Consider the following 21029-nt stretch of genomic DNA (forward strand, 5'->3'; position numbering starts at 1 on the left):
TTTCCCTTCCCTATGCCGACGCGGCAATATCAGTTGCCGGAGCGATGGCAGCCACGGTGCGGCGGCCGAGCGCTGCCAGCATATCGCTGGCGTTCCCCTGCGCCTGCAAGGCGCGGACACGGCGGAGATGGCGATGCACGGGCACGTCCCAGGTGAATCCCATGCCGCCGTGAACCTGCAGCGCGCCCTCGCTGATGGCGCAGCCAAACGTGGCCGCGGCGAGAAACACGGAATCGCGCTCGAGCGGTCCAGCATCGTCGCCGACGCTGCGCGTGATCGCATGCCTGATGCCTTCGAGCGCGAGCTTCTGCCGCGCCAGCGAATGACGGAGAGCCTGGTTGTAGGACAGCGCGCGGCCGAACTGGCGGCGCGTCGAGGCATGTTCCTGCGCCATTGCGAGGCACGTCTCGGCCGAGCCGAGGATGGCGGCGGCGCGCAGCACGTTCGCGCCAGCGCACAGAGCGGTCCAGGTGCTCTCAGGCAGCACACTTGCCGCCGCGACGGTCACGCCCTGCAAGCGAACCGGGTGTTCAGGCACTGTCAGATCGAGACCCACAGCATCTTCGATGACCATCCCCTCGCTATCGGCCGGCACCAGCACTGCGCCGCCGGTGTTGAGCCGCACCAGGAGCGTATCCGCATCGCGGGCACAGGCCGCACGCGCGACGCAGCCATTGAGCACGATGGATTCACCTTCGCGCTCGGCGCTCACGCTGCCCTGCCAGGCGATCGTCGCCAGCATGTCGCCGGACACGACGGCCTCCGCCGCGCGCGGCAGCGCGTCCTGCAGCGCCTGCCCGAGCAGCAGCGCCTCCATCAGCGGAAAGCCGAGCAGGCCCGAGCCCGCGGCAGCGACCACCGGAACGGCAAAGGCCAGCGGCAAATCCAGTCCGCCGACCTCCTGCGAGGCAATCACGCCGAGCAATCCGTCATTGGCGAGGTGTTTCGCCTGCTCGCGCGGCGTCAACGCTCCGCAATCCGCCACCGCGCGCGACGCGGTGACCGCGAACTCGCCTGGCTGCAACCCTTCGCCGATCAATGTCGTCATCACTTGCCTTTCGAAAGCTGCAGGATTCGGTCGGCGATGATGCCGAGCTGAATTTCAGTGGTGCCGGCATAGATCGTCTCTGCACGCGCCGCCAGATAGATCGCCTCGAAGCGGCGTCGCGCCACCTGCACGGCCGGAAGGTGCGGCAACGACGCTTGCGACAACAGCTCAAGCGCGAGCGCAGCAAAGCGCTGATGCGCCTCGCTCCAATGCAGTTTCGCGAGACTGCCGCGCGCACCGATCTTGTCGCCGTTGGCCAGCGCGTCGACCGCGGTCTCGACATGCGCCTTCAGCACCTCGATATCGACCACGACCTCGCCGATCCTGGCCTCGTAACGCGGGTTCGCGACCAGTTGCGCCAGTGCCGGATCGCTCTTGCAGGCCGAGATCAAATGGCGCAGCTCGTTCTCGAACCGCCACGACCGATACATGCGGTTGGTCGCCCGCTCGATCTCGAGCACGCGGATCGCCGCGTTCCAGCCTTCATCGGGCGCGCCGAGCGTATCCGATTGCAGCACCTCGACGTCGTCGAAGAACACTTCGCAAAAGCTTTCGCGATCGTCGATCGACTTGATCGGGCGCACGCGGACGCCCTTGGCATCGAGGCGCACCGCGAACATCGCAAGGCCGCGATGGCGGTCCTCCAGCGGACCGGTTCGCGCCAGCACCAGGCAACGCTGGGCGCGATAGGCACCGCTGGTCCAGATCTTCTGGCCGTTGATCCGCCAGACATCACCGTCGCGTGTCGCACGGGTCCGCAGGCCCGCCAAATCCGAGCCGGCCTCCGGCTCGGAAAAGCCCTGGCACCAGATGTCGCGCATCTCGAGGATCGCCGGCAGGAAGCGATGCTTCTGCTCCTCGGTGCCGACGGCGAGGATGATCGGACCGGCAAGCTCCTTGCCGATCGAATTAACGCTCTCGGGCATCGCGAGCGCGCCGATCTCCTGGTTGGCGATCAGGTGCTCGCGCAGGGTGCGACAGTGGCCACCATAGGCCTTCGGCCAGGTGATGCCGGCAAGGCCAGCGCGATACATCGCCGCCTCCCAGGCGATCTGCTCCTGCAGGCTTGGCTGTGAGAACGCCACGCTGTCGCTGCGGAAGCTCGCCGGCAGATTGGCACGCAGCCAGCGACGCATCGTCACCCGATAGGCCTCACCGGAAAGCTCTCCGGCCGCGGCTGCTGCAGGCGCCTCTGTTTCAATGACTGTCATCGTCGATGTCTCGCTTTGGCTGAATCGTGGGCGCCGGCCATGCGTCGGCCGGACGCCCTTCTCTCTCCGATCACTGCGTCTTGAGCAGATCGCAGGCGCTCTCCGAAGCCGGACGCCACGCATCCTCGGGAGCAATGGTTCCCGTGATCTCGTAATAGTCGAAGGCGTATTTCGACTCGGCCGGCGTCTTGATGCGGGCCACAAGGAGCGGTCGCATCACCTGTCCGTCGGCGCGGATGCTGACGTCCTTCATCTCGAAATCGTTGATCGGCGTCTTCTTCATCTGCTTCATCACGGCCTCGCCATCGTCCGTTCCGGTCGCAGCGATCGCCTTCAGGTAATGCGTGATGGCGCTGTAGGTGGCGGACTTGGCCTCATTGAGGATCTGGCCGTTGGATGCTTCGCTGAAACGCTTGGCGAAGGCGCGCGTCTCGGGATTCAGGTCCCAATAGAAGGGCGTCGTCAGGCGCACGTTCTGCAGGTCGCGGAGCCCGATCCCCTGCGCCTGGTTGATCATGAGTCCCAGCGGCACCAGCAGTTGCTTCTGCGACAGGCCGAACTCCTGCGCCTGCTTGATCGCGTTGCCGAAGTCCGAACCGGAATTGGCCAGCGCGATCGCCTTCGCACCACTCGCTTGCGCGGTCAGCAGGAACGAGGAGAAATCCGACGTGTTGAGCGGATGCAGCACCGATCCCACCACCTTGCCGCCGCCGGCCTTGATGAAGTTCGTCGCATCGGCCTGCCAGCCCTTGCCGAAGGCGTAGTCGACGGTCAGGAAGAACCAGGTGTCGACGCCCTGCGACAATAGCGCCTTCACCGTCGCCTTCGGCTGCGCATAGGTGTCCACCATCCACTGCGTGGTCATCGGCGAGCACTTGTCGTTGGTGAAGAACGAGCCTGCGGTACCCGCCAGCATGTAAGGCTTCTTCCGCTGCTTCATGATGTCCTGCACGCCGAGCGCAATCGACGAGGCCGAGCAGCCGACGATGGCATCGACGCCCTCGTTGTCGAGCCAGCGCAGCGCAATGGCGACGCCGACATCGGGCTTGTTCTGGTCGTCGGCGACGACGAGCTCGATCTTCTTGCCGTTGACGGCGCCGCCGAAATCAGCGACCGCGAGCTTCGCCGAGGCCACCGCGCCCGGACCGCAATTGTCGGCATAGGGACCGTTCTGGTCGTTCATGATGCCGATCTTGATCACGTCGCCGGACACTTGCGCGCGCAGCGGCGTTGCCAGAACCAGCAGTGCCCCCAGCATCACGGCGATATTGAGCAGACTTCTATTGAGCTTCGTCACGAGTTCCTCCTGCAATGTTAGGCCGGCTTCGCGGTTCTTGTTGGTTGATGTCTTCAGTGGTGTTCAAGTGCCTTGCCCGCGTGCGGGATCAGCAGCGCGTCGAGCGCGACGGCGCCCTCGCCGTCCGCCTTCAGCAGCAGCGGATTGATGTCGATTTCCGACACGGTATCGGCATGCGCGACGGCAAAGCGCGACAACGCGGCAATCGTCTGCGCAGCGACCTTGAGGTCGGTGCGCCGCCGGCCGCGCGCTCCGTCGAGGACGGCGAACGCCTTCAGCGATTTCAGCATTACCATCGCCTGGGTCTCGCTGACCGGCGCCATTTGCACGGCGGTATCCTGCATGATCTCGGCAAAGATTCCGCCGAGGCCGACCATCACGACCGGACCGAACACCGGATCGATCCGGCTGCCGAGGAGCAGCTCGGACAAGCCCTGCGCCATCGGCGCGACGATCACGCCATCGATCGCCGCGCGCGGCGCCTTGTCGGCGACACGCGCCAGCATTTGGGCATGAGCCTGCCGCACCTCGTCCTCGGAGCGCAGGCCGACGGCAACACCGCCGACCTCCGTCTTGTGCGGCAGATCGGGCGACGCGATCTTCAACACCACGGGAAAGCCGATCTGTCGCGCGGCATGCGCCGCGGCATCGGCATCCGACACCAGTTGCTCGGCGAGCACAGGGATGCCGGCTTCCGCCAGCGCGCGTTTGGCACCAAGCTCGTGCCGGAAGGCATCGGCCGCGAGCGGCGTGGCCTTCGCGATGACAGACTGACTTGCCTCCCTCGGCGCAGTCGCCAGCGCCTGCAAGCGCGCCAACGATGCGACGATGGCGCAGCAGCCGTCGAAGCTCGGAATCGTTGGATAACCCATCGCGTGCAGTTCGGCGAGCGCGTCCGGCGGGCCTTCGACGCAGAGGATGACGGGACGGTCGGGATACTGCGCGCGGATATGCCGCAACGTTTCTATGTAGACGGAGCGCAAGCGCGGCATGTGCAGCGAGAACGGCAACGGCAGCACGATCACATCGGTGCGGTCGTCAGCGACGACCGCCGACAATATCTTCTGCAGCATGTCGGGCCGGCTCGACATCTGCGCGGTGGCATCGACCGGATTGCGCGCGGACGCGAATGGCACCAGCTCGAGGATCGCGCGCTGGGTCGCTTCGCTCAATTCCGGCAGCGAAAGCCCGACAGCCTGTGCGGCATCGGCCAGCAGCACGCCAAAGCCGCCCGATGCCGTCACGACCGCAAGGCGCGGCCCCTTCGGCAGCCGATCCGGCAACAGGATGGACGCGGCATGACCGAGATCGATCAGTTCCTCGATGCTGCGCACCCGCACCGCGCCGTAACGAGCCAACAGCGCGTCAAACACCGCGTCCGATCCCGCCATGGCTCCGGTGTGGGACGCGGCGGCGGCCTGCCCCGCCTCCGAGGTGCCGACCTTGAGTGCAATTACCGGCTTTCCGGCATCGCGCGCCTCAGTCAGCGCGGCGATCAGCCGGCCGGCGTCGCGGCAAGCCTCGAAGCAGCACAGGATGACTTTTGTGGCGGGATCCTGGGCCAGCCAGGCAATGCCATCGGCAATGTCGATGTCGCATTCATTGCCCGTCGTCATGAAGCGGCTGATGCCGGCGCCGCGATCGCTCGCCATACGCATGGTGTAGCTGCCGAGATTGCCGCTCTGCGACACGATGCCGAGCGAGCCTGCCTTTGGCATGCTGTGCTCGAGCACGATCGAGAACGTCGCGATGGCCTTTTCGGGAATGCTGACGGCGCCGAGGCAGTTCGGACCGAGCAGCCGCATGCCGGTGCGGCGTGCGGCAGCCTGCAGCCGGTCCTGCATGGCGCGGCCCTGCTCGCCTAGCTCGGCAAAGCCGGAGGAGAACACGACGACGCTGCGCACGCCGCGATCGGCGCACTGCTCGATCGCCTCTGGCGCCCGCTCGGCATCGACGGCGATGATCGCAAGATCGGGCGCTTCAGGCAGCGCGCCCACCGACGCGTAGGCCTGAAGCCCCTGAACCAATTCCGCCTTCGGGTTCACGGGATAGATCTTGCCCGCATAGCCGTAGCGCCGCAGCAGATCGACCGGCCGGCCGCCGATCTTGGTCGCATCCTGCGACGCGCCGATGATCGCGATCGAACGCGGCGCCATCAACGCGTCGAGACCCTCTCCTGGCCGCATCGTCAGCGCCCCTTGAACACCGGCGCACGCTTCTCCAGGAAGGCCATGCGCGCTTCCTTGGCGTCCTCGGTCTTCGACAGCGCCATGGTAATGTTCTGCTCGAAGCGATAGGCGTCGCGCGGCGGCATCAGCTCGACCATGTTGGCCGCGTTCTTGGCATACTCCATCGCAATCGGGCTCTTGGCGGCGATCTCGCGCGCGACCTTCATGGCCTCGGGCATGAGATCTTCCTTGCTGGTGCAGGCCTCGATGATGCCGAGGCGGTAGAGCTCGGCCGCGGGAATCCGCACGCCGGTGAAGAACATGCGACGCATCAGCGACTTGCCGAACAGCGTGTTGAGCATCGCCGCACCACCGGCGAGGCCGACGTTGATCTCGGGCATGCCGAACACGGCCTCTTCGGACGCATAGAAGATGTCGCAGGACGCCATCAGGCCGAGGCCGGCACCGAGCGCGACGCCGTTGATCGCGGCGATCACCGGCTTGGAGCATTCGCGGATGCAATTGCCGGTCTCGCGGGTGATGCGGTTGTGATCGTGGAATGCGCCGACCTTCGACGGGTCGGGGCGATCCTTCAGGTCGGCGCCGCTGCAGAACACCTTGCCGTTGCCGGTGAGGATCGCGACGCGCACATCGCTGCGCTCGGAAATATGATCGAACACGGCGACGATGCGGTCGCGCATCGCACGATTGAGCGCGTTCACCGGAGGACGATTCAGCGTCACGATTGCGATGTGGTCGGATACTTCGAGCGTCACGATGTCATCGGACATGGCTTCCTCCTGGCTCTTGCTTGATCTTGCTGTTTTCGACCTCGGTGCGACGGCGTCTGACTGCCTGACCGATCGGTCAGTCGATGCGCTGATAACACCAAGCTCGTGATCTGGCAATAGCTGCGAATTTTGCCCTGTTGACTGACCGATCGGTCAGGACATAGATTTCGGCCAACTCGACAAGAGATATCCGGAGGAACTGCCATGGCCCCACTCAGCCGACGTCAAGCGATGACGCTCGCAGCCGGCGCCGTCGTCGCGCCGTTTGCTGCACCTGCGATCGTGCGCGCGCGCTCGTCGCAGACCGTCTTCATCATCGTGCCCTATGCGAGCGGCGGCTCGATCGACAGCATGATGCGTTCGATCGCCAAGGGCATGTCGGAGGCGCTGGATCAACCCGTGCTGGTCGACAACAAGCCGGGCGCCAACGGCATCGTCGGATCGCAATACGTGGCGCGCGCGGCAAAGGACGGCTCGGTGCTGCTCGCCGGCGGCACCGGCCCGATCTCGCTCAACGTGCTGCTGCGCAAGAACCTGCCCTACAAGCTTGCGGATTTCGCATCCGTCGCGATGCTCTGCAACGGCCCGCTCTCGCTGACCGTGAATGCGAAGATGCCGGTCACCGACATGAAGAGCTTTGTCAGCTACGCCAAGGGCCGCGACAAGCCGATGTTCTATGCCACGCTGGGGCCCGGCAGCGTGACACATTTGTTCGGGATCATGATGGGAAAATCGATGGGTTTTGCCGTCACCGACGTCGCCTATCGCAACAATCCGGCATCGGTGATGGAACTGCTGTCGGGCGAATGCGACCTCAACTTTGCGACCCCCGCCGCCGTGATCGAGCACGTCAAGGCCGGCAAGCTGCGCCTGCTTGCTGTCTCCTCCGACAAGCGGATGCCGAACCTGCCTGATGTCCCGACGTTTGCCGAGTCAGGTTATCCGGAGCTTTCTGCCTCGTTCTGGACGGCACTGCACGCGCCGGCCGGCACGCCGCGCGACGCCATCGAGCGGCTGAATGCCGCCGCCAACGCCGCGATGCAAAAGCCCGAGATCGCCAAGCAGCTCGAGATCGACGGCCTGCAGGCCGACCTCGGGCCGCCGCAACTGCTGGATACGCAGCTGACCAAGGACGCAGCGCTGTGGGGGCCGGTGATCACGGCACAGCACATCGCGCTCGACTGACGACAGGCGCCTAACGCGCCTTTCGCCGGGGCGACTTGGGTGTCTCGACGGTCGGTGGCAGGCCCGCGGAGCCGTCGTTGCGCAGCCCGTTGAACACCATGTCAAAGAAGATGTCGGCGATCTGCTCGGGGGTCGCCGATTTGTTGGGATTGTACCAGCGATGCATCCAGTTCAGCGACGACAGGATCAACCGCCCGGTCATGGGAACGTCGACGTTCCGAATCTCCCCGGCGTCGATCGCCTCCTGGATCAGCCCACGCAGAAAATTCTCGAACCGGTCGCGACGCGTCATCCGCTCCTTCTGCCGGTGACGGTCGGGATCGTTCCAGAACGCGGTGGTGGAGGCGATCCACGCCCAGCGATAGCGCCGGAAATACTCTGCGGTGGCGACCATGAAGGCGCGAATCCTCTCGGACGGCGGCCCGTCGGGAATCCGATCGCGCACGAACAGATACAGTTCCAGCGTGGAGCCGACCGCAACCCGCGCGTAGATCTCGTCCTTGTTGGAGAAGTGATGATAGAGCAGCGATTTCGAGATGCCACAGGCCACCGCGATGTCGCGCATCGAGGTGCCGTCAAAGCCCTTGGTGGCGAACAGCCGCCCGGCCTCGGCCAGGATCTGCAGGACGCGATCGGACGCCTCCGCCTGGTTGGCGACCCCGTCCCGTGTCGTCGACAATTCAACCATCGAACCCGCAAATCTGGCCGGACGCCTGCGCCGGCCGAATACTGAGCATCATGTCAAAATGAACGTAGGTTTTCGCCTACCAATCGGTCAAGCCCGCTCTGAAGGGATCAACGAGGTGCTCCAATGAACGCGCTGCCGCGCATCCGCCGGATCGGCACGACCACCGACCAGCTCGGCGAGAGCCCGGTCTGGGACGATCAGGCTCAGTCGCTCTACTGGATCGATTCGCTTGCGGGATTGATCCGAAAGCTGTCGCCTGCGACCGGGGCAATCGAGGAATTTCCGGTACCCGCACCGATCGGATCGCTCGCGCTGGCGCGCGACCACAGCGCCGTGCTGGCGCTGCGTCACGGCTTTGCGCACTACAATTTCAGCACACGGGAACTGAGCACGGGTCCCTCGATCGGCCTCGATCATCCCCTGCTCCGCCTGAACGACGGCAAAGCCGATCCGTTCGGGCGCTTTCTCGCCGGCACCATGCAGGGCGGATTGGCCAAGGACGAAAAGCCGCTCGGCGGCCTCTACCGCATCGACGCAGCTGATACGATCGAGCAGATCGAGTCCGATCTCGTCGTGACCAACGGTCCCTGCTTCAGTCCCGACGGCAGGACCTTCTACCTCGCCGATACCGCGCGGCGCATGATCTGGGCTTACGACTATCACCGCGACGGCCCGCTCACGAACAAGCGCGTCTTCGCCGAGATGGACGCGCATGGCTCGGGCGGCGACGGCGCGACGATCGATGCCGAAGGTTATCTCTGGACCGTGCTGGTGCGGATCGGCGCGATTGCCCGGCTTGCGCCCGACGGAACGAAAGTCCGCACCATCGAGCTGCCGGTCCGCCACCCCACCAGCGTGACCTTCGGCGGCCCCGACCTCGATGTGCTCTACGTGACGTCGATCTCGCGCAGCACGCATCTGTTCGACGAGAGCCCGGATGCCGGCGGATTGTTCGCCATCGAGGACCTCGGCGTGAAGGGATTGCCGGCCCACAGGTTTGGCCCACGCTGAACCTAGGCGGATCGCTTGATCAGCCGCGGCACGCTCTCGGCCATGTAGTCGACGAACACCCTGATCTTTTCCGGCAGATAGCTGCTCTGCTGGAACGTGGCGTAGATGCCCTCGTCGAACGTCGAGTTGGTGACGCGGAAGCCCGGCAAGAGCCGCACCAGCCGCCCGCTCTTCACCTCATCCGCGACCGTGTAGTCGTCGAGCAGCGCGATGCCGTGCCCGCGCACCGCAAGGTCGCACAGAATGATGCCGTTGTTGCTGCTGAACGAGGACGGCACGACGATCTCGCGCAGCCGGCTGTTGCGCATGAACTTCCAGACGACGTCCTCCGGCCCCATCCAGTAGGTCAGGCAATTGTGGCCCGCGAGATCGTCGGGCCCGCGCAGCTTGGGCATCCGTGCAACGTAATCCCGTGACGCCACCAGGATGCGTTCGCTTCGCACCAGCCGACGCTGCATCAGGCCGGGATCCCTGGGCGCCGCGATCTGGAAATCGATGTCGAATTCCTCTTCGCGCAGCTGGACGCGCCGCTCCGACAGCCGCAGTTCGACCTTCAGCTCCGGATAGAGCTTCTGGAACTGCGGGATCAGCGGCGACAGCACCTTGATACCGAACAGCGTTCGCGAATGCACCCGCAGCGTTCCACGCGGCGTGCTCTGCAGCGCGAGCGCCGCCGCCTCAGCATCCTCGATGCCGTGCAGCACCTGCTCGGTGCGCTGGAAAAAGATCTTTCCGGCCTCGGTCAGGCCGAGATGGCGGGTGCTGCGGTTGAACAACTGCACGCCGAGCTGCGTCTCGAGCTCGCCGATGTAGCGCGACACCGAAGCCGGCGAGAGCCCGGCACGGCGCCCGGCCGCGGAGAAACTGCCCTCGCGGACGGTCGAGACGAACAATTCCATGGCCTGGAGGCGATTCATCGATCTTTTCAGATTTTGCAAAAGAGATGCTCAGATTACGCCAATTGTTCGAAAAACCTCAAGGCCGTAACGTCTGCTCAACGCGGCCCGGCAAAAGCGGTCAATCTGGCGGAGGCATATCCCATGGAATTCGGCGTCTTCATCCTGGCGCAGCAGCGCGGCTATCATCAGACCTCGCAGCAGGTGATCAACAACGCGGTCGAACAGACCGTCACCGCGGAAGCCGCCGGCTTCGATACCGCCTGGTACGCCGAGCATCATTTCAACAATTACAGCCTGTGCCCGTCACCGCTGATGATGGTGGCGCACTGCGCCGGCCTCACCAAGCGCATCCGCCTCGGCACCGCGGTCTGCGTGCTGCCGCTGTATCATCCGGCGCGGCTGCTCGGCGAGATCGGCTTTGCGGATACGGTGTCAAACGGCCGGCTCGATCTCGGCATCGGCTCGGGCTACCAGCAGTTCGAGTTCGACCGCTTCGGCGTCGATCTCAAGGACTCGCATTCGCTGTTCGCGGAATACTACGACGTCCTCGAGGCCGGCATGAAGGAGCATGTCTTCTCCTATTCCGGCCAACATCTGCAGATCCCGCCGACGGCCATTGCCGTGCGCACCGTGCAGAAGCCGATGCCGCCGATCTGGGTCACATCCGGACATGCCGAGACGCTCGGCCGGGCGATCCGCGACAACCACAATCTGTTCGTGACCGCGCTCCTCAACGGCACCGACGCGATCAAGGCGCTGCGCGAGCGGCTCGAAGGCATCGCCGCCAAGGAAGGCCGATCGATCGACGACGTCGGCTTCGGCTTCCTGCGCTGCGGCTATGCCAGCGACAATGAAAACGAGATTACGTCCTATCTCGACAATGCGCGCTTCCAGCGCCGGCTCTCCGAGAGCCTGAAGTTCCGGCGCGCCCAGAGCGACGACGGCTACCTGATCAAGGAGGAGGCCGGACCGAACGACATGTCGCTGGAGACGATGCGCAAGAACCTGCCGGTCGGCAGCGTCAACCAGGTGATCGACCGCATGCTGGAGGAGATCAGCATCCTCAAGCCCTCGCACATCGCCATGCAGACCCAGCTCGGCGATTTCGACCAGCGCACCATGCTCAAGCAGATCGAGCTGTGGGGCAGCAAGATCATCCCGGCGATCCGGAAGGAATTGCGCGATAGCCGGCCCACGGCATCCAGGGCGGCCGGCGAAGCCGTGTCGGCATAGGCCAACGTACGGACATCGCGTGCCGGAGGTACAAGCCATGGGCTTCCATTCGTCGCAAATGGCCGAAATCCGTTCGGTGGAGGCGGCAGAGTTTCGCCAGGCCATGCGAAACCTGGCCAGCGGTGTCGCCATCGTGGCAACCGGCGTTGGCGCGGCGCGACGGGGCTTGACGGTCAGCTCCGTCACCTCGCTGTGCATGGACCCGCCCTGCCTGCTGGTCGGCATCAACGCCACATCGGAGACGCACGACGCGATCCTCGCCAATGGCCGTTTTGGCGTCAGCCTGCTCGGCAGCGAACAGCAGGATCTCGCCCTGCATTTCGCCGGCCGCGATGGCGTCAAAGGCCTCGAGCGCTTCTCGACAGCCAGTTGGGATCAGGGCATGCTCGGCGTGCCCCTGCTCGATAGCGGCATCGGCGCGATGGAATGCGTGCTGCATCATCACCAAATGGTCGGCACACATGGTCTGTTCATCGGCCGGATCGTGGCGACGCGCGGCGGCGATGGCGGCCCCCTGGTCAATTTCCAGGGCGCGCTGCGGACGTTGCCGCAGCCCTGACCGCGGCAAGGATGGAGCGCAATGATCATCGAGTGTACGGCGGAAGGCGATATGCGGCTGACGGAGCCGTACGATTTCCGCAAGTTCAAGGTTCTGCTGAAGGGCGCAGCCAGCGTCGACTCACTCAAGAAAACCAACATCATTGTCGTCGATGACGGCAACGCCCTCGTTCCCATTGCGCTGGTTCCGGCCCTGCCCGGTCGTCCCACCGAGGGCGCATGGGAGACGGCCTATGCCGACATGGTCCGAAAGGCACGCGATCACGGATGGATTGACGATGGCGCGAATGCAATCCGCGCGCACATCGAACGAGAGGCCTGAACGCTCAAACGAACGGATACAGCGTCAGCGTGATCAGGCATCGCTCGCGATACATCGCCTCGATCTCCTCGACGCGCGATGCCCGCCGCACAGAACTCGGAGAGGCAGCGCCATCGCGTTGCGGGATCGAGCCAGCGCTTAAGGACCAGACGTCGTTGTGAAACTTTACGCCGTGCGACGTGGCTCGACGTCCAGCCGATAGCTGGTGAACTCGCGATTGATCGCCGGCAGCGGCGCCACTTCCATCAGGCCGCTCGCCGGCTCCATCAGGATCATCGCGACGGTGGCGCTGAGATTGTTGCTGAGATTGCGGCGCGGCGGGCGGCAGACCGACCAGGGATAGGCGAAATCGTCGAACAGCGCGGTCTTGACCGTATCGAAGCTGATGGCGCCGATATGTGGCTGCACGAGATCGCGCACGCGGATGTCGCGATAGAGACTATCGGGCGTCTCGGCAACGCCCGTGTCCTTCAATTTGCCGAGCGCAACCGGGCTGACGAAGTGATTGGCGTGAACCAGCAGGCCGTTCTGCGGATGCACCTGAAAGGTCTCATCCGGCGCACATTCGAAATCGATCGCGACGCCTTCGCGGTGGCTGACGATCATATTGTTGGCGGCAGATTTCTTGGTGCAATAGACCGCGCGCATGGCCAGCGCGACGTGCTCCTGCTCGAGCACCTTGCGGCGGATCAGCGCCAGTGGCACCCCGACCTGGCGATAGTCGCGGTCACTTTGCAGATAGTTTGCCGTGATCGCAATGCCCACCGCATTGAAGCCGCAGCGGCCGAGCGCGCCGGCCTCGGTGAAGGTCATGAGATCGGGGCCGTCGTCGCGCCGAACCTTCAGCACCACCGCCGTCTCCGCGCATTCACGCTTCCAGTCCCAGTTCTGGGCGTGGATCAGCCGGCCGCTGGCGGTCGCCTTCGGCAGTGCGACGATGCCGGTGCAACCATCGGGCTCATCCGGCGTCTTCAGCCGCGCACGCACCTCGGGTTTGGCGAGCTTGATGATCTCGGTACGGGCGTTGAGCAGCGCGACATCCTCGAACGGAATATCCGCTCCTTCCGCGATGCCGCGCATTTCCTCGATATAGGTGGGCTCGAACGCCTCGATGACAGGTAGATAATCCCGCACCAGCTCGGCGACGCCCTTCGCATCCAGCGAGAGCTCCTTCAGCTGCGCAAAGTAATGCGACGTGCCCTTGCGGATGCGGTCAGCGGCCTTGCGGCCATACTGGCGTCCGCGCTCGTGCGGCGTACCGGAGATCTCGATCAGGGGAAACGGTTCGACCATGGGGCTGTCCAAGTTCCTTTTGCCTTCTCGGGAAGCCTAATGATTGACGGCTAGCTAGCCAAGCCCGGCATCGACCTGAAAACATTGCCGCGTGATGCGCTGGCTGTCATCGGAGGCCAGGAACAGCGCCATGCGCGCGATATCCTCAGGCGTCACCGCGTCGGGAATCATCTGCCGCGTCCGCAGCTCGGCAATCGCCTTCTCGTCCGGATACCACAGCCGGCGCTGCCGCTCGGTGATCACCATGCCCGGCGCAATGGCGTTGACGCGGATGCGGTCGGGCCCGACCAGGCGGGCGAGCGAGTTCGTGAAGCCGACGATCGCCGCCTTCGCCGCCGCATAGGCCGGCAGCCCCGGTGCGCCGCGCATCCAGGCGATCGAGGACATGTTGATGATCGAGCCGCCGCCGCGCGCCTGCATCTGCGGCACCACGGCCTGGGCGGCGAAGAATACATGCTTGAAATTGACGCCGATCATCCAGTCGAACTCGGCCGGCGTCACCTCGGCCAGCACCTGGCGCTGATCGTTGGCTGCGTTGTTGACGAGGACCGCCGCGTCACCCAGCGATTTGTGGACTGTCGCGATCGCAGCGCGCAGCGCATCGATATCGAGCAGATCGCAGGGCACGAACAATGGCGCGGTGTCCGACGTGGCGGCGACCTCCTTCACCAGCGCCTCACCGGCTTCGGCGTCGATGTCGAGGAAACCGACGCGCGTCCCTTGCGCTGCGAACGCGCGGACGAAGGCTGCGCCGATGCCGCTGGCGCCGCCGGTGATCAACACCACCTTGCCGGCAAGGCCGGAATAGCTGGTTTCGGTCATGCGATCAGGCGCTCCGTGTCAGGATCGAACAGGCAGATGCGGCGGGTATCCAGCGCAAACGGCGCAGTGGCGCCCGGCGTCGGGCGGATGTCCGGCGAGATGCGGGCGAGCACCGGCTCGCCGCCAAGCCGCAACGACACGATGGTCTCCGCACCCGTGGGCTCGACCATCTCGACCGGCGCGTCGACCACGATCGGCGCCCCCGCCGCACCGGAAAACACGCGGCCGCCTTCGACGACGCATTCCGGCCGGATGCCCATCACCACCTCGCGGCCAACATGGCCAACCGCCGCGTCATATCCATGCAGACGCAGCCGGACCTCATCCGGCCGTCCGGCGCCGATGACGACCACCGGTCCACCATCGCCGGCTTCGAGCCGCGCCTTCATCGTGTTCATCGGCGGCGATCCCATGAAGCGCGCGACGAACAGGTTGGCGGGATAGCGGTAGACCGTGTCGGGATCGGCGAATTGCTGCACGCTGCCGTGATGCATCACCGCGATCCTTGTTGCCATCGTCATCGCCTCGATCTGGTCGTGGGTGACATAGACGATGGTCGAGCCGATGCGCTGATGCAGCCGCTTGATCTCCATCCGCATCTCCACGCGCAGCTTGGCATCGAGATTGGAGAGCGGCTCGTCGAACAGGAACAGCAGCGGATCGCGGACCAGCGCGCGGCCCATCGCGACGCGCTGGCGCTGGCCGCCGGACAGCTGCGACGGCTTGCGTCCGAGCAGCGGCTCGATCTGCAGCAGGCGTGCGACATTCGCGACCGCCTTCTCCTGCTCGGCTTTCGGCACGTGTCGGCACTCCATGCCGAAGGTGATGTTCTGCCGCACCGTCATCGACGGATAGAGCGCGTAGGACTGGAACACCATCGCGATGTCGCGATCCTTCGGCGGGACGTCGTTGACGACGCGGCCACCGATCTCGATCGTGCCCGCGCTGGCCTGATCGAGCCCGGCCACGATGTTGAGCAGCGTGGACTTGCCGCAGCCGGACGGCCCGACCAGCACGGTGAACTCGCCGCTCTCGATGTCGAGATCGATGCCCTTCAGCACCTCGAGATTGGCGTAGCGCTTCGACAAAGCGCGAATGCTCAACGCGGCCATGGTAACCCCATCATTTCACGGCTCCTGCGGTCAGGCCGCGCACAAAATACCTGCCGCCGAGAAGGTAGATCAGCAAGGTGGGCAGCGCTGCGATCATCACGGCGGCGCTCTGCACGCCATGCTGCGGGATATCGGCGACCGCGGCGGAGAGCGCGATCAGCGCCGCGGTGACCGGCTGCTGCTGGCCGGTGGTGAATGTCACGCCGTACAGGAACTCGTTCCAGATATGCGTGAATTGCCAGATCACGGTGACGACCAGGATCGGCGGCGAGAGCGGCAGGATGATGCGCCAGAAGATGCGAAAGAACCCTGCGCCATCGATGCGCGCGGCTCTGATCAACTCCTGCGGAATGGCGACGTAGTAGTTTCGGCAGAACAAGGTGGTAAAGGACAGCCCCTGGATCGTGTGGATCACGACCAGGCCCGTCAGCGTGTTCATCAGGCCGGTGTCGCGCAACACGATGGTCCAGGGCAGCAAACGCATCTGCTGCGGAAGAAAGATTCCGAGCGTGACGATCCCGTAAATCCAGCTATCGCCGCGAAAGCGCCAGAGCGACACCGCGTAACCCGCGACCGCACCAAGCAGGGTCGAGAAAACAGTCGCGGGAATCGTCACCAGCGCGGAGTTCAGCATGTACGGGCGGATACCGGCGCAGGTCTCGGCGACGCAAAAGCCACTCCAGGCGGCGACGTAGTTGCCCCAGGCCACATGTTGCGGCCAGCCGATCATCGACCCCTGCGCGATCTCCTCGTTGGTGCGGAGCGAATTCAGCACGACAACGGCCAGTGGCGCGAGCCATGCTGCGGCGATCAGCGACACGAAGAGATAGATCAGGATCCGGCTTGGTGCGAAGGTGCGGTCACGCATGGATGGCCCGCCGTCGCTGGACGTATCGCCACGCTGCATAGGGCAGCAGCACCGCGAGAAGAATGAGCAGCATGAGGACTGCCGCTGCCGCTCCCCGTCCGAGCAAGCTGCGCTGGAACATCAGGTCGTAGACGACGAGCGCCGGCAGCTGGGTCGCGATACCGGGCCCGCCATTGGTGAGCGCGCGGACGAGGTCGAAGGTCGAAATCGCGAACTGCAGCTGGATGACGATGACGGTGATGGTGATCGGCCAAAGCGTCGGCAGGATGACGCGCCGGTACATCCGGATCGGTCCGGCGCCGTCGATCTGCGCGGCCTTGATCAGGTCGGCATCGACGGAGCGAAGGCCGGCGAGGAAGAGAGCCATGGCAAAGCCGGACGATTGCCAGATCGCAGCGATGACGATCGTCCAGATCGCCATGTCGCGGTCAATCAGCCAGTCGAACCGGAAGGAGATCCAGCCGAGATCGTGGACCAGCTTCTGGATTCCGAGGCCGGGATTGAGCAGCCAGCTCCAGACCGTGCCGGTGACGACGAACGACACCGCAAGGGGATAGAGAAAGATCGATCGCAGCACGTTCTCGCCGCGAATGCGCTGATCGAGCAGGATAGCGAGGACGAGGCCGGTCACCAGACTGAGCAGCACGAAGGCGCTGCCGAACAGCAGCAGGTTGTCGAAGGCGATCTGCCAGTTCCGGCTCGCGATGACCACATTGTAGTTGCGCAAACCCACCCAGCCCGAGACCGGGACCAGCGTGGAGGGTGTGAACGATATCCAGATCGTCCAGAGCGAAAACGCAATGAGGTGCGCGGCCGATAGCAGCAGCGGCACCCAGATCATCAGATATTCGGGCAGCCGGCGGACCATGTCAGAGGTCGCCGGCCGCGTTGCTGTCGAGACGGCGAAGGTCACCGTGCGCTCTCGACGGCCTCGGCGAGGCGTGTGGCCGCCTGCTCCGGCTTGATCGTCTTGTTCTTCACGTACTCGGTGATCACGTCGATCATCGCTGCGGTCAGACCGTTCTCCTGCGCCATGTTGTGCGCAAGGCTGAGGACGGCCTGATTGCTGGCGATCGCGTCCTTCAGGGCTGCTGCGGTCCGCCGTTGGCCGTCCGACCAGCCCTCACCGGACAGATCGACATCGGTGCGCACGGGGATCGACCCCGTGATCTGCGAATACATCGTCTGGATCGCCGGATCCATCACGAGCTGGGCCATCAGCGTCTGGCCGGCTTGCAGATCAGCCTCCTTGCGCTGCCAGAAGATGAAGGCATCGGCATTCAACAGGAAGACCGGCTTGCCATTGTCGCTCGGGCCAGGCGCAATGATGAAGTCTTCGAACTTGAAGCCGGCGTTGCGCAACACACCCTGCGCCCAGCCGCCCATGATCATCATGCCCATGTCGGCCTCGATGAAGCGCTTCAGGTTGGTCGAAAAGTGTTGGGCGCCGACGTTGGGGTCCATCCAGTCGGCGATCTTGCGCACCTGCGCGAACGCAGCCTTGATCTCGGGACCCTGCAGGGCCTTCGTGTCGAGGTTCATGATCGCTGTGCGGTACACGGTCGGGCTGATGCCGGCGAGCGCGGCCTCGAACTTTTGCCCATCGTCCGGGCGGGTGCCGCCGTTGGCGACGGGATAGGCGACGCCGCCCGCCTTCATCTTCTCGGCAAGTTCGTTGAAATCAGCCCAGGTAACGGGGATCTTGTCAGCCTTGGCCTTGTCCATCGCGCGCTTGGAGAGGAACAGCATGTTGGTGCTATAGATCTGCAGCGGCAGCGCGATCCACTTGCCCGCGGGCTTGTGCAATTTTGCGAGATCCGGCGCGACGACCTTTTCGTAACCGGCGGCAGCAACGACCGCGTCGAGATCGACGGTCGGGGCAATCTTCGACCAGGCCGCGATCTCCGGCCCCTTGAGTTGCGAACAGGCCGGCGGATCGCCGGCGATGATCTGGGCGCGCAGCTTGTTCATCATCTCGGTGGTGAAGCCGGGGACGGGCGAATGCTGCCAGACGCCACCCTTCTCCTCGAATTTCTTGCCGAGCGCGGTAATCGCCGCGCCATCGCTGCCTGCGGACCATTGCGAGATCGCGGTCAGGCGCGGTTTGACCGCGCTTTGGGCGCGGGCAAAGGCCGGCAGTGCAAGCGCAGCAGCGGATCCAGCGAGCAGTTGACGCCTTGTTGTCGTGACTGGCATGGCAAGTTCCTCCCGGTGTGAACGATCTTGCGCGAGCGCCGCGCAGCTATCTCAGGCAGCCTCCGTTGCCGCGGCCGGCATGCCGCCGCGGCTGGCGAGGCAGAAAGCGGCGAAGGCCAGCGCCGCGTTTGGATCATTGCCGGTCGAAGGCGGCACGAAGGCGAGCGACACCTGCGCCAGCTTGCGCCCGCCCAGCAGGCACGCATCGATCCCATCGACCACGGCGTTCCGATCATCCTCGGACAGCAGCGACGGCCAGCCGCTGATGGCAACGCCGCGGCATGGCTTCACGTTCAACGTATTCCCGATCGCAAGCCCCAGCCGGAACAACCGTTGCCGCAACTCCCCGCGCACGGGTGACGAGATCCGAATTGTGTTCACCCAGTCGTTGCCGAGCTGCAGCAATTTGGCTTCGGAAACACCAAGGAGCTCGGCCAACGCCGGATGCGACGTATAAGCCTCGACGCAGCCGTGATGGCCGCAGCGGCAACGTGGCCCCTCCGTGCCGAACACCATGTGGCCGAGTTCGATCGGCTGTAGCGCATCGCCCTCGACGGCATCGTCCATCCATGCACCCGCGACGCCCTGCCCGACAAAGACGAACAGATGCGCGCCACTGAACGGATAGTCCTTCGTTCGGCAGCGATGGAACGTGGCATGCCCCACGACCGAATTGGTGAATTCGACGGGCACGCCGGCAAACATCTCGCCGAGCATGTCGCTGATGTCGTCGACGTCGCAGGGAATGATCGGATTGCCCGAGATGCTCAAGCGTCCGAGGCCGGGAACAGTCACGCCGATCTGCGCCAGCCTGATGCGCCGCCGCCGCGTCCAGTCGCGCAACAATGTCAGCGCTTCGCTGAACACCTTGCCGACGGACTCCACAGTCGGTCGCTTCGGCAGCGGCAAGCGTTCCGTGACATGCAACTCGCCGGACAGCCCGCCGACACCGACGCTCAGCCATTGCCCGGTCAGTTCGAGAGCTGCGAGCGCGACGGAGGGATCGAGCGAGACGAGACCGGTCGGCCCACCGACATAAGGCGCGGGGCGCCGCACCTCCTCGATCAGGCCTTCGGCTTTCAGGTCGAACAGGATGCGCGACAGGCTCGCCTCGGAGAGGCGCACCGCCCTGGCCAGAGGTGGCCGAAACATGCCGCCGGACCGGAGCAGATGCCCCAGAATGGCCGCACGCGTCTGCCGCCGACTTCGCGGCTGCTCCGACATTTCCGTCCCTGTCTCAATTCTTACTTAGTGTAAGAATGAGCGCGGAGCGTTTCGCCTGTCAAGCCGCCTGCCGTCAAACCTTCGGACCTTGCTGTTGTGCGCAGCAACACGGCGCGCATAGAGATCAACCGCCCTGCAAGCCCGTCGCCTTGATCACGGGTCCCCACTTCGCCCGCTCCTGCGTCTCGAATTTGGCGAGGTCCGCCGGGGTTCCGCCTGCGGGATCTAACCCCAATTCGTGCATGCGCTTCCGCGTCTCCGGTTGCGCCAGCGCCTTGGCGAATTCGCTGTTGAGGAGATCGATGATCGCCTGCGGCGTGCCGCGCGGCGCATAGAACGCGTTCCATCCGGCCATCTCGAACTCAGGCACGCCCTGCTCGGCCACCGTCTTCACGCCCGGCAACAGCGCGCTCGGTTTCAGCACGGTGATGCCGAGCGCCTTCAGCTTGCCGTCGTCGATCTGGCTGCGCACCGCCGTGACAGTATCGATGATCAAGGGCACCTGCCCGCCGAGCACGTCCGTCATCGCGGTGGCCGATCCCTTGTAGGGAACGCCATACATCGGCGCGCCGGTCTTCTCCCTGAGGAATTCGAAGATCACGCGGGCCGTGGTGCTCGGCAGCGCGATGTCGATCTTGTCGGGTTTTGCCTTGGCGGCGGTCACGAGGTCAGCGACCGAATTGCCGGCAAAGGACGGAGCGGCCGAAATCACCAGCGGGAGCTTGCCGACCAGGATGATCGGTGCAAAATCCTTGTCCGGCACGAACCCCAGCGACGGATACATGAATTCGTTCATGGTCTGGGTGGCGTTGGTGCCCATCAGCAGCGTGTAGCCGTCGGCGTCGGAATGCGCGACCTGCTCGGTGCCGATGTTGCCGCCGGCGCCCGGCTTGTTCTCGATGTAGAAGCGCTGGCCGAGCGTCCGCGACAAATGGTCGGCGAGGTACCGCGCCACCACGTCGGTGCCCTGCCCCGCCTGATAGGGAACGATGATCTTCACCGGCCGGGTCGGATAGGCCTGCGCGAGGCACGCGCAACTCCACAGCAGGGCCAACCATCCCACGGCCCATTTCACCGATCTCAGCATGCTCATTCCTCCCTGG

At 64.7% G+C, this 21029-nt stretch carries 20 protein-coding genes; 5 read left to right on the forward strand and 15 right to left on the reverse strand.

What is annotated here, in order from left to right:
- Nucleotides 1–10: 10 nt before the first annotated feature.
- The 5 genes from JQ604_RS02040 to JQ604_RS02060 form a co-directional block, all read right to left on the reverse strand.
- On the reverse strand, nt 11–1048 hold the full coding sequence (locus tag JQ604_RS02040; protein WP_212352444.1) for an acyl-CoA dehydrogenase family protein: 1038 nt from the start codon (nt 1046–1048) through the stop codon (nt 11–13).
- Nucleotides 1048–2259 (reverse strand): acyl-CoA dehydrogenase, encoded by a 1212-nt coding sequence (locus JQ604_RS02045; protein WP_212352446.1) that lies wholly within the window; start codon nt 2257–2259, stop codon nt 1048–1050. The genes JQ604_RS02040 and JQ604_RS02045 overlap by 1 nt, the downstream gene beginning before the upstream one ends.
- A 70-nt stretch (nt 2260–2329) precedes the next feature.
- On the reverse strand, nt 2330–3556 hold the full coding sequence (locus JQ604_RS02050) for an ABC transporter substrate-binding protein (RefSeq protein WP_349631036.1): 1227 nt from the start codon (nt 3554–3556) through the stop codon (nt 2330–2332).
- Nucleotides 3557–3609: 53 nt separating this feature from the next.
- On the reverse strand, nt 3610–5742 hold the full coding sequence (locus tag JQ604_RS02055; protein WP_212352448.1) for an acetate--CoA ligase family protein: 2133 nt from the start codon (nt 5740–5742) through the stop codon (nt 3610–3612).
- Between the two features lie 2 nt (nt 5743–5744).
- Nucleotides 5745–6515, reverse strand: a complete 771-nt coding sequence (locus tag JQ604_RS02060; protein ID WP_212352450.1) for an enoyl-CoA hydratase/isomerase family protein — start codon at nt 6513–6515, stop codon at nt 5745–5747.
- A 204-nt stretch (nt 6516–6719) separates the two neighbouring features.
- Between JQ604_RS02060 and JQ604_RS02065 the strand changes: the two genes are divergently transcribed.
- Nucleotides 6720–7700: a tripartite tricarboxylate transporter substrate binding protein gene (locus tag JQ604_RS02065; RefSeq protein WP_212352452.1), complete on the forward strand. Its 981-nt coding sequence runs from the start codon at nt 6720–6722 to the stop codon at nt 7698–7700.
- 10 nt (nt 7701–7710) lie between these two features.
- Here JQ604_RS02065 and JQ604_RS02070 read toward each other — a convergent pair whose 3' ends face one another.
- Nucleotides 7711–8388 carry a TetR/AcrR family transcriptional regulator gene (locus tag JQ604_RS02070; protein ID WP_212352454.1) on the reverse strand — a complete coding sequence of 226 codons (678 nt, stop codon included), beginning with the start codon at nt 8386–8388 and terminating at the stop codon, nt 7711–7713.
- A gap of 123 nt (nt 8389–8511) precedes the next feature.
- On the opposite strand from JQ604_RS02070, the gene JQ604_RS02075 reads away from it, so the two are divergent.
- Nucleotides 8512–9399, forward strand: coding sequence for an SMP-30/gluconolactonase/LRE family protein (locus tag JQ604_RS02075; RefSeq protein ID WP_212352455.1), 888 nt, complete (start codon nt 8512–8514; stop codon nt 9397–9399).
- 2 nt (nt 9400–9401) lie between these two features.
- Here the strand turns inward: JQ604_RS02075 and JQ604_RS02080 are convergent, their stop codons facing one another.
- Nucleotides 9402–10316, reverse strand: a complete 915-nt coding sequence (locus JQ604_RS02080; RefSeq protein WP_212352457.1) for a LysR family transcriptional regulator — start codon at nt 10314–10316, stop codon at nt 9402–9404.
- 123 nt (nt 10317–10439) lie between these two features.
- Here JQ604_RS02080 and JQ604_RS02085 point away from each other — a divergent pair, with 123 nt between their 5' ends.
- The 3 genes from JQ604_RS02085 to JQ604_RS02095 are packed head-to-tail and all read left to right on the forward strand — an operon-like array spanning nt 10440 to nt 12411.
- Nucleotides 10440–11531 (forward strand): LLM class flavin-dependent oxidoreductase, encoded by a 1092-nt coding sequence (locus tag JQ604_RS02085; protein ID WP_212352459.1) that lies wholly within the window; start codon nt 10440–10442, stop codon nt 11529–11531.
- A 58-nt stretch (nt 11532–11589) separates the two neighbouring features.
- Nucleotides 11590–12090, forward strand: a complete 501-nt coding sequence (locus JQ604_RS02090; protein WP_212352461.1) for a flavin reductase family protein — start codon at nt 11590–11592, stop codon at nt 12088–12090.
- Nucleotides 12091–12141: 51 nt separating this feature from the next.
- Nucleotides 12142–12411, forward strand: coding sequence for a hypothetical protein (locus JQ604_RS02095; protein WP_249157916.1), 270 nt, complete (start codon nt 12142–12144; stop codon nt 12409–12411).
- Nucleotides 12412–12576: 165 nt separating this feature from the next.
- On the opposite strand, the gene JQ604_RS02100 is transcribed toward JQ604_RS02095, so the two are convergent.
- From JQ604_RS02100 to JQ604_RS02135, 8 genes are all read right to left on the reverse strand, one after another.
- Nucleotides 12577–13704 carry a C45 family autoproteolytic acyltransferase/hydolase gene (locus tag JQ604_RS02100; RefSeq protein WP_212352465.1) on the reverse strand — a complete coding sequence of 376 codons (1128 nt, stop codon included), beginning with the start codon at nt 13702–13704 and terminating at the stop codon, nt 12577–12579.
- 54 nt (nt 13705–13758) lie between these two features.
- Nucleotides 13759–14526 (reverse strand): SDR family NAD(P)-dependent oxidoreductase, encoded by a 768-nt coding sequence (locus JQ604_RS02105; protein WP_212352466.1) that lies wholly within the window; start codon nt 14524–14526, stop codon nt 13759–13761.
- Entirely contained in the window at nt 14523–15638 is a 1116-nt protein-coding gene (locus tag JQ604_RS02110; RefSeq protein WP_212352467.1) for an ABC transporter ATP-binding protein, read from the reverse strand. Before JQ604_RS02110 ends, JQ604_RS02105 begins: the two co-directional genes overlap by 4 nt.
- A gap of 10 nt (nt 15639–15648) precedes the next feature.
- On the reverse strand, nt 15649–16506 hold the full coding sequence (locus JQ604_RS02115; RefSeq protein WP_212352468.1) for a carbohydrate ABC transporter permease: 858 nt from the start codon (nt 16504–16506) through the stop codon (nt 15649–15651).
- Nucleotides 16499–17419 carry a carbohydrate ABC transporter permease gene (locus tag JQ604_RS02120; RefSeq protein ID WP_212352469.1) on the reverse strand — a complete coding sequence of 307 codons (921 nt, stop codon included), beginning with the start codon at nt 17417–17419 and terminating at the stop codon, nt 16499–16501. Before JQ604_RS02120 ends, JQ604_RS02115 begins: the two co-directional genes overlap by 8 nt.
- Nucleotides 17416–18702, reverse strand: a complete 1287-nt coding sequence (locus JQ604_RS02125; RefSeq protein WP_212352470.1) for an ABC transporter substrate-binding protein — start codon at nt 18700–18702, stop codon at nt 17416–17418. Before JQ604_RS02125 ends, JQ604_RS02120 begins: the two co-directional genes overlap by 4 nt.
- A gap of 51 nt (nt 18703–18753) precedes the next feature.
- The gene (locus JQ604_RS02130) at nt 18754–19926 is read right to left on the reverse strand and encodes an ROK family transcriptional regulator (protein ID WP_212352471.1); all 1173 of its coding nucleotides are present in this window, start codon (nt 19924–19926) and stop codon (nt 18754–18756) included.
- Nucleotides 19927–20050: 124 nt separating this feature from the next.
- Nucleotides 20051–21013 (reverse strand): Bug family tripartite tricarboxylate transporter substrate binding protein, encoded by a 963-nt coding sequence (locus JQ604_RS02135; protein ID WP_212352473.1) that lies wholly within the window; start codon nt 21011–21013, stop codon nt 20051–20053.
- Between the last annotated feature and the right edge of the window lie 16 nt (nt 21014–21029).

Origin of the sequence: Bradyrhizobium jicamae (genome assembly GCF_018130695.1) — a bacterium.
GTDB classification, from domain to species: domain Bacteria; phylum Pseudomonadota; class Alphaproteobacteria; order Rhizobiales; family Xanthobacteraceae; genus Bradyrhizobium; species Bradyrhizobium jicamae_B.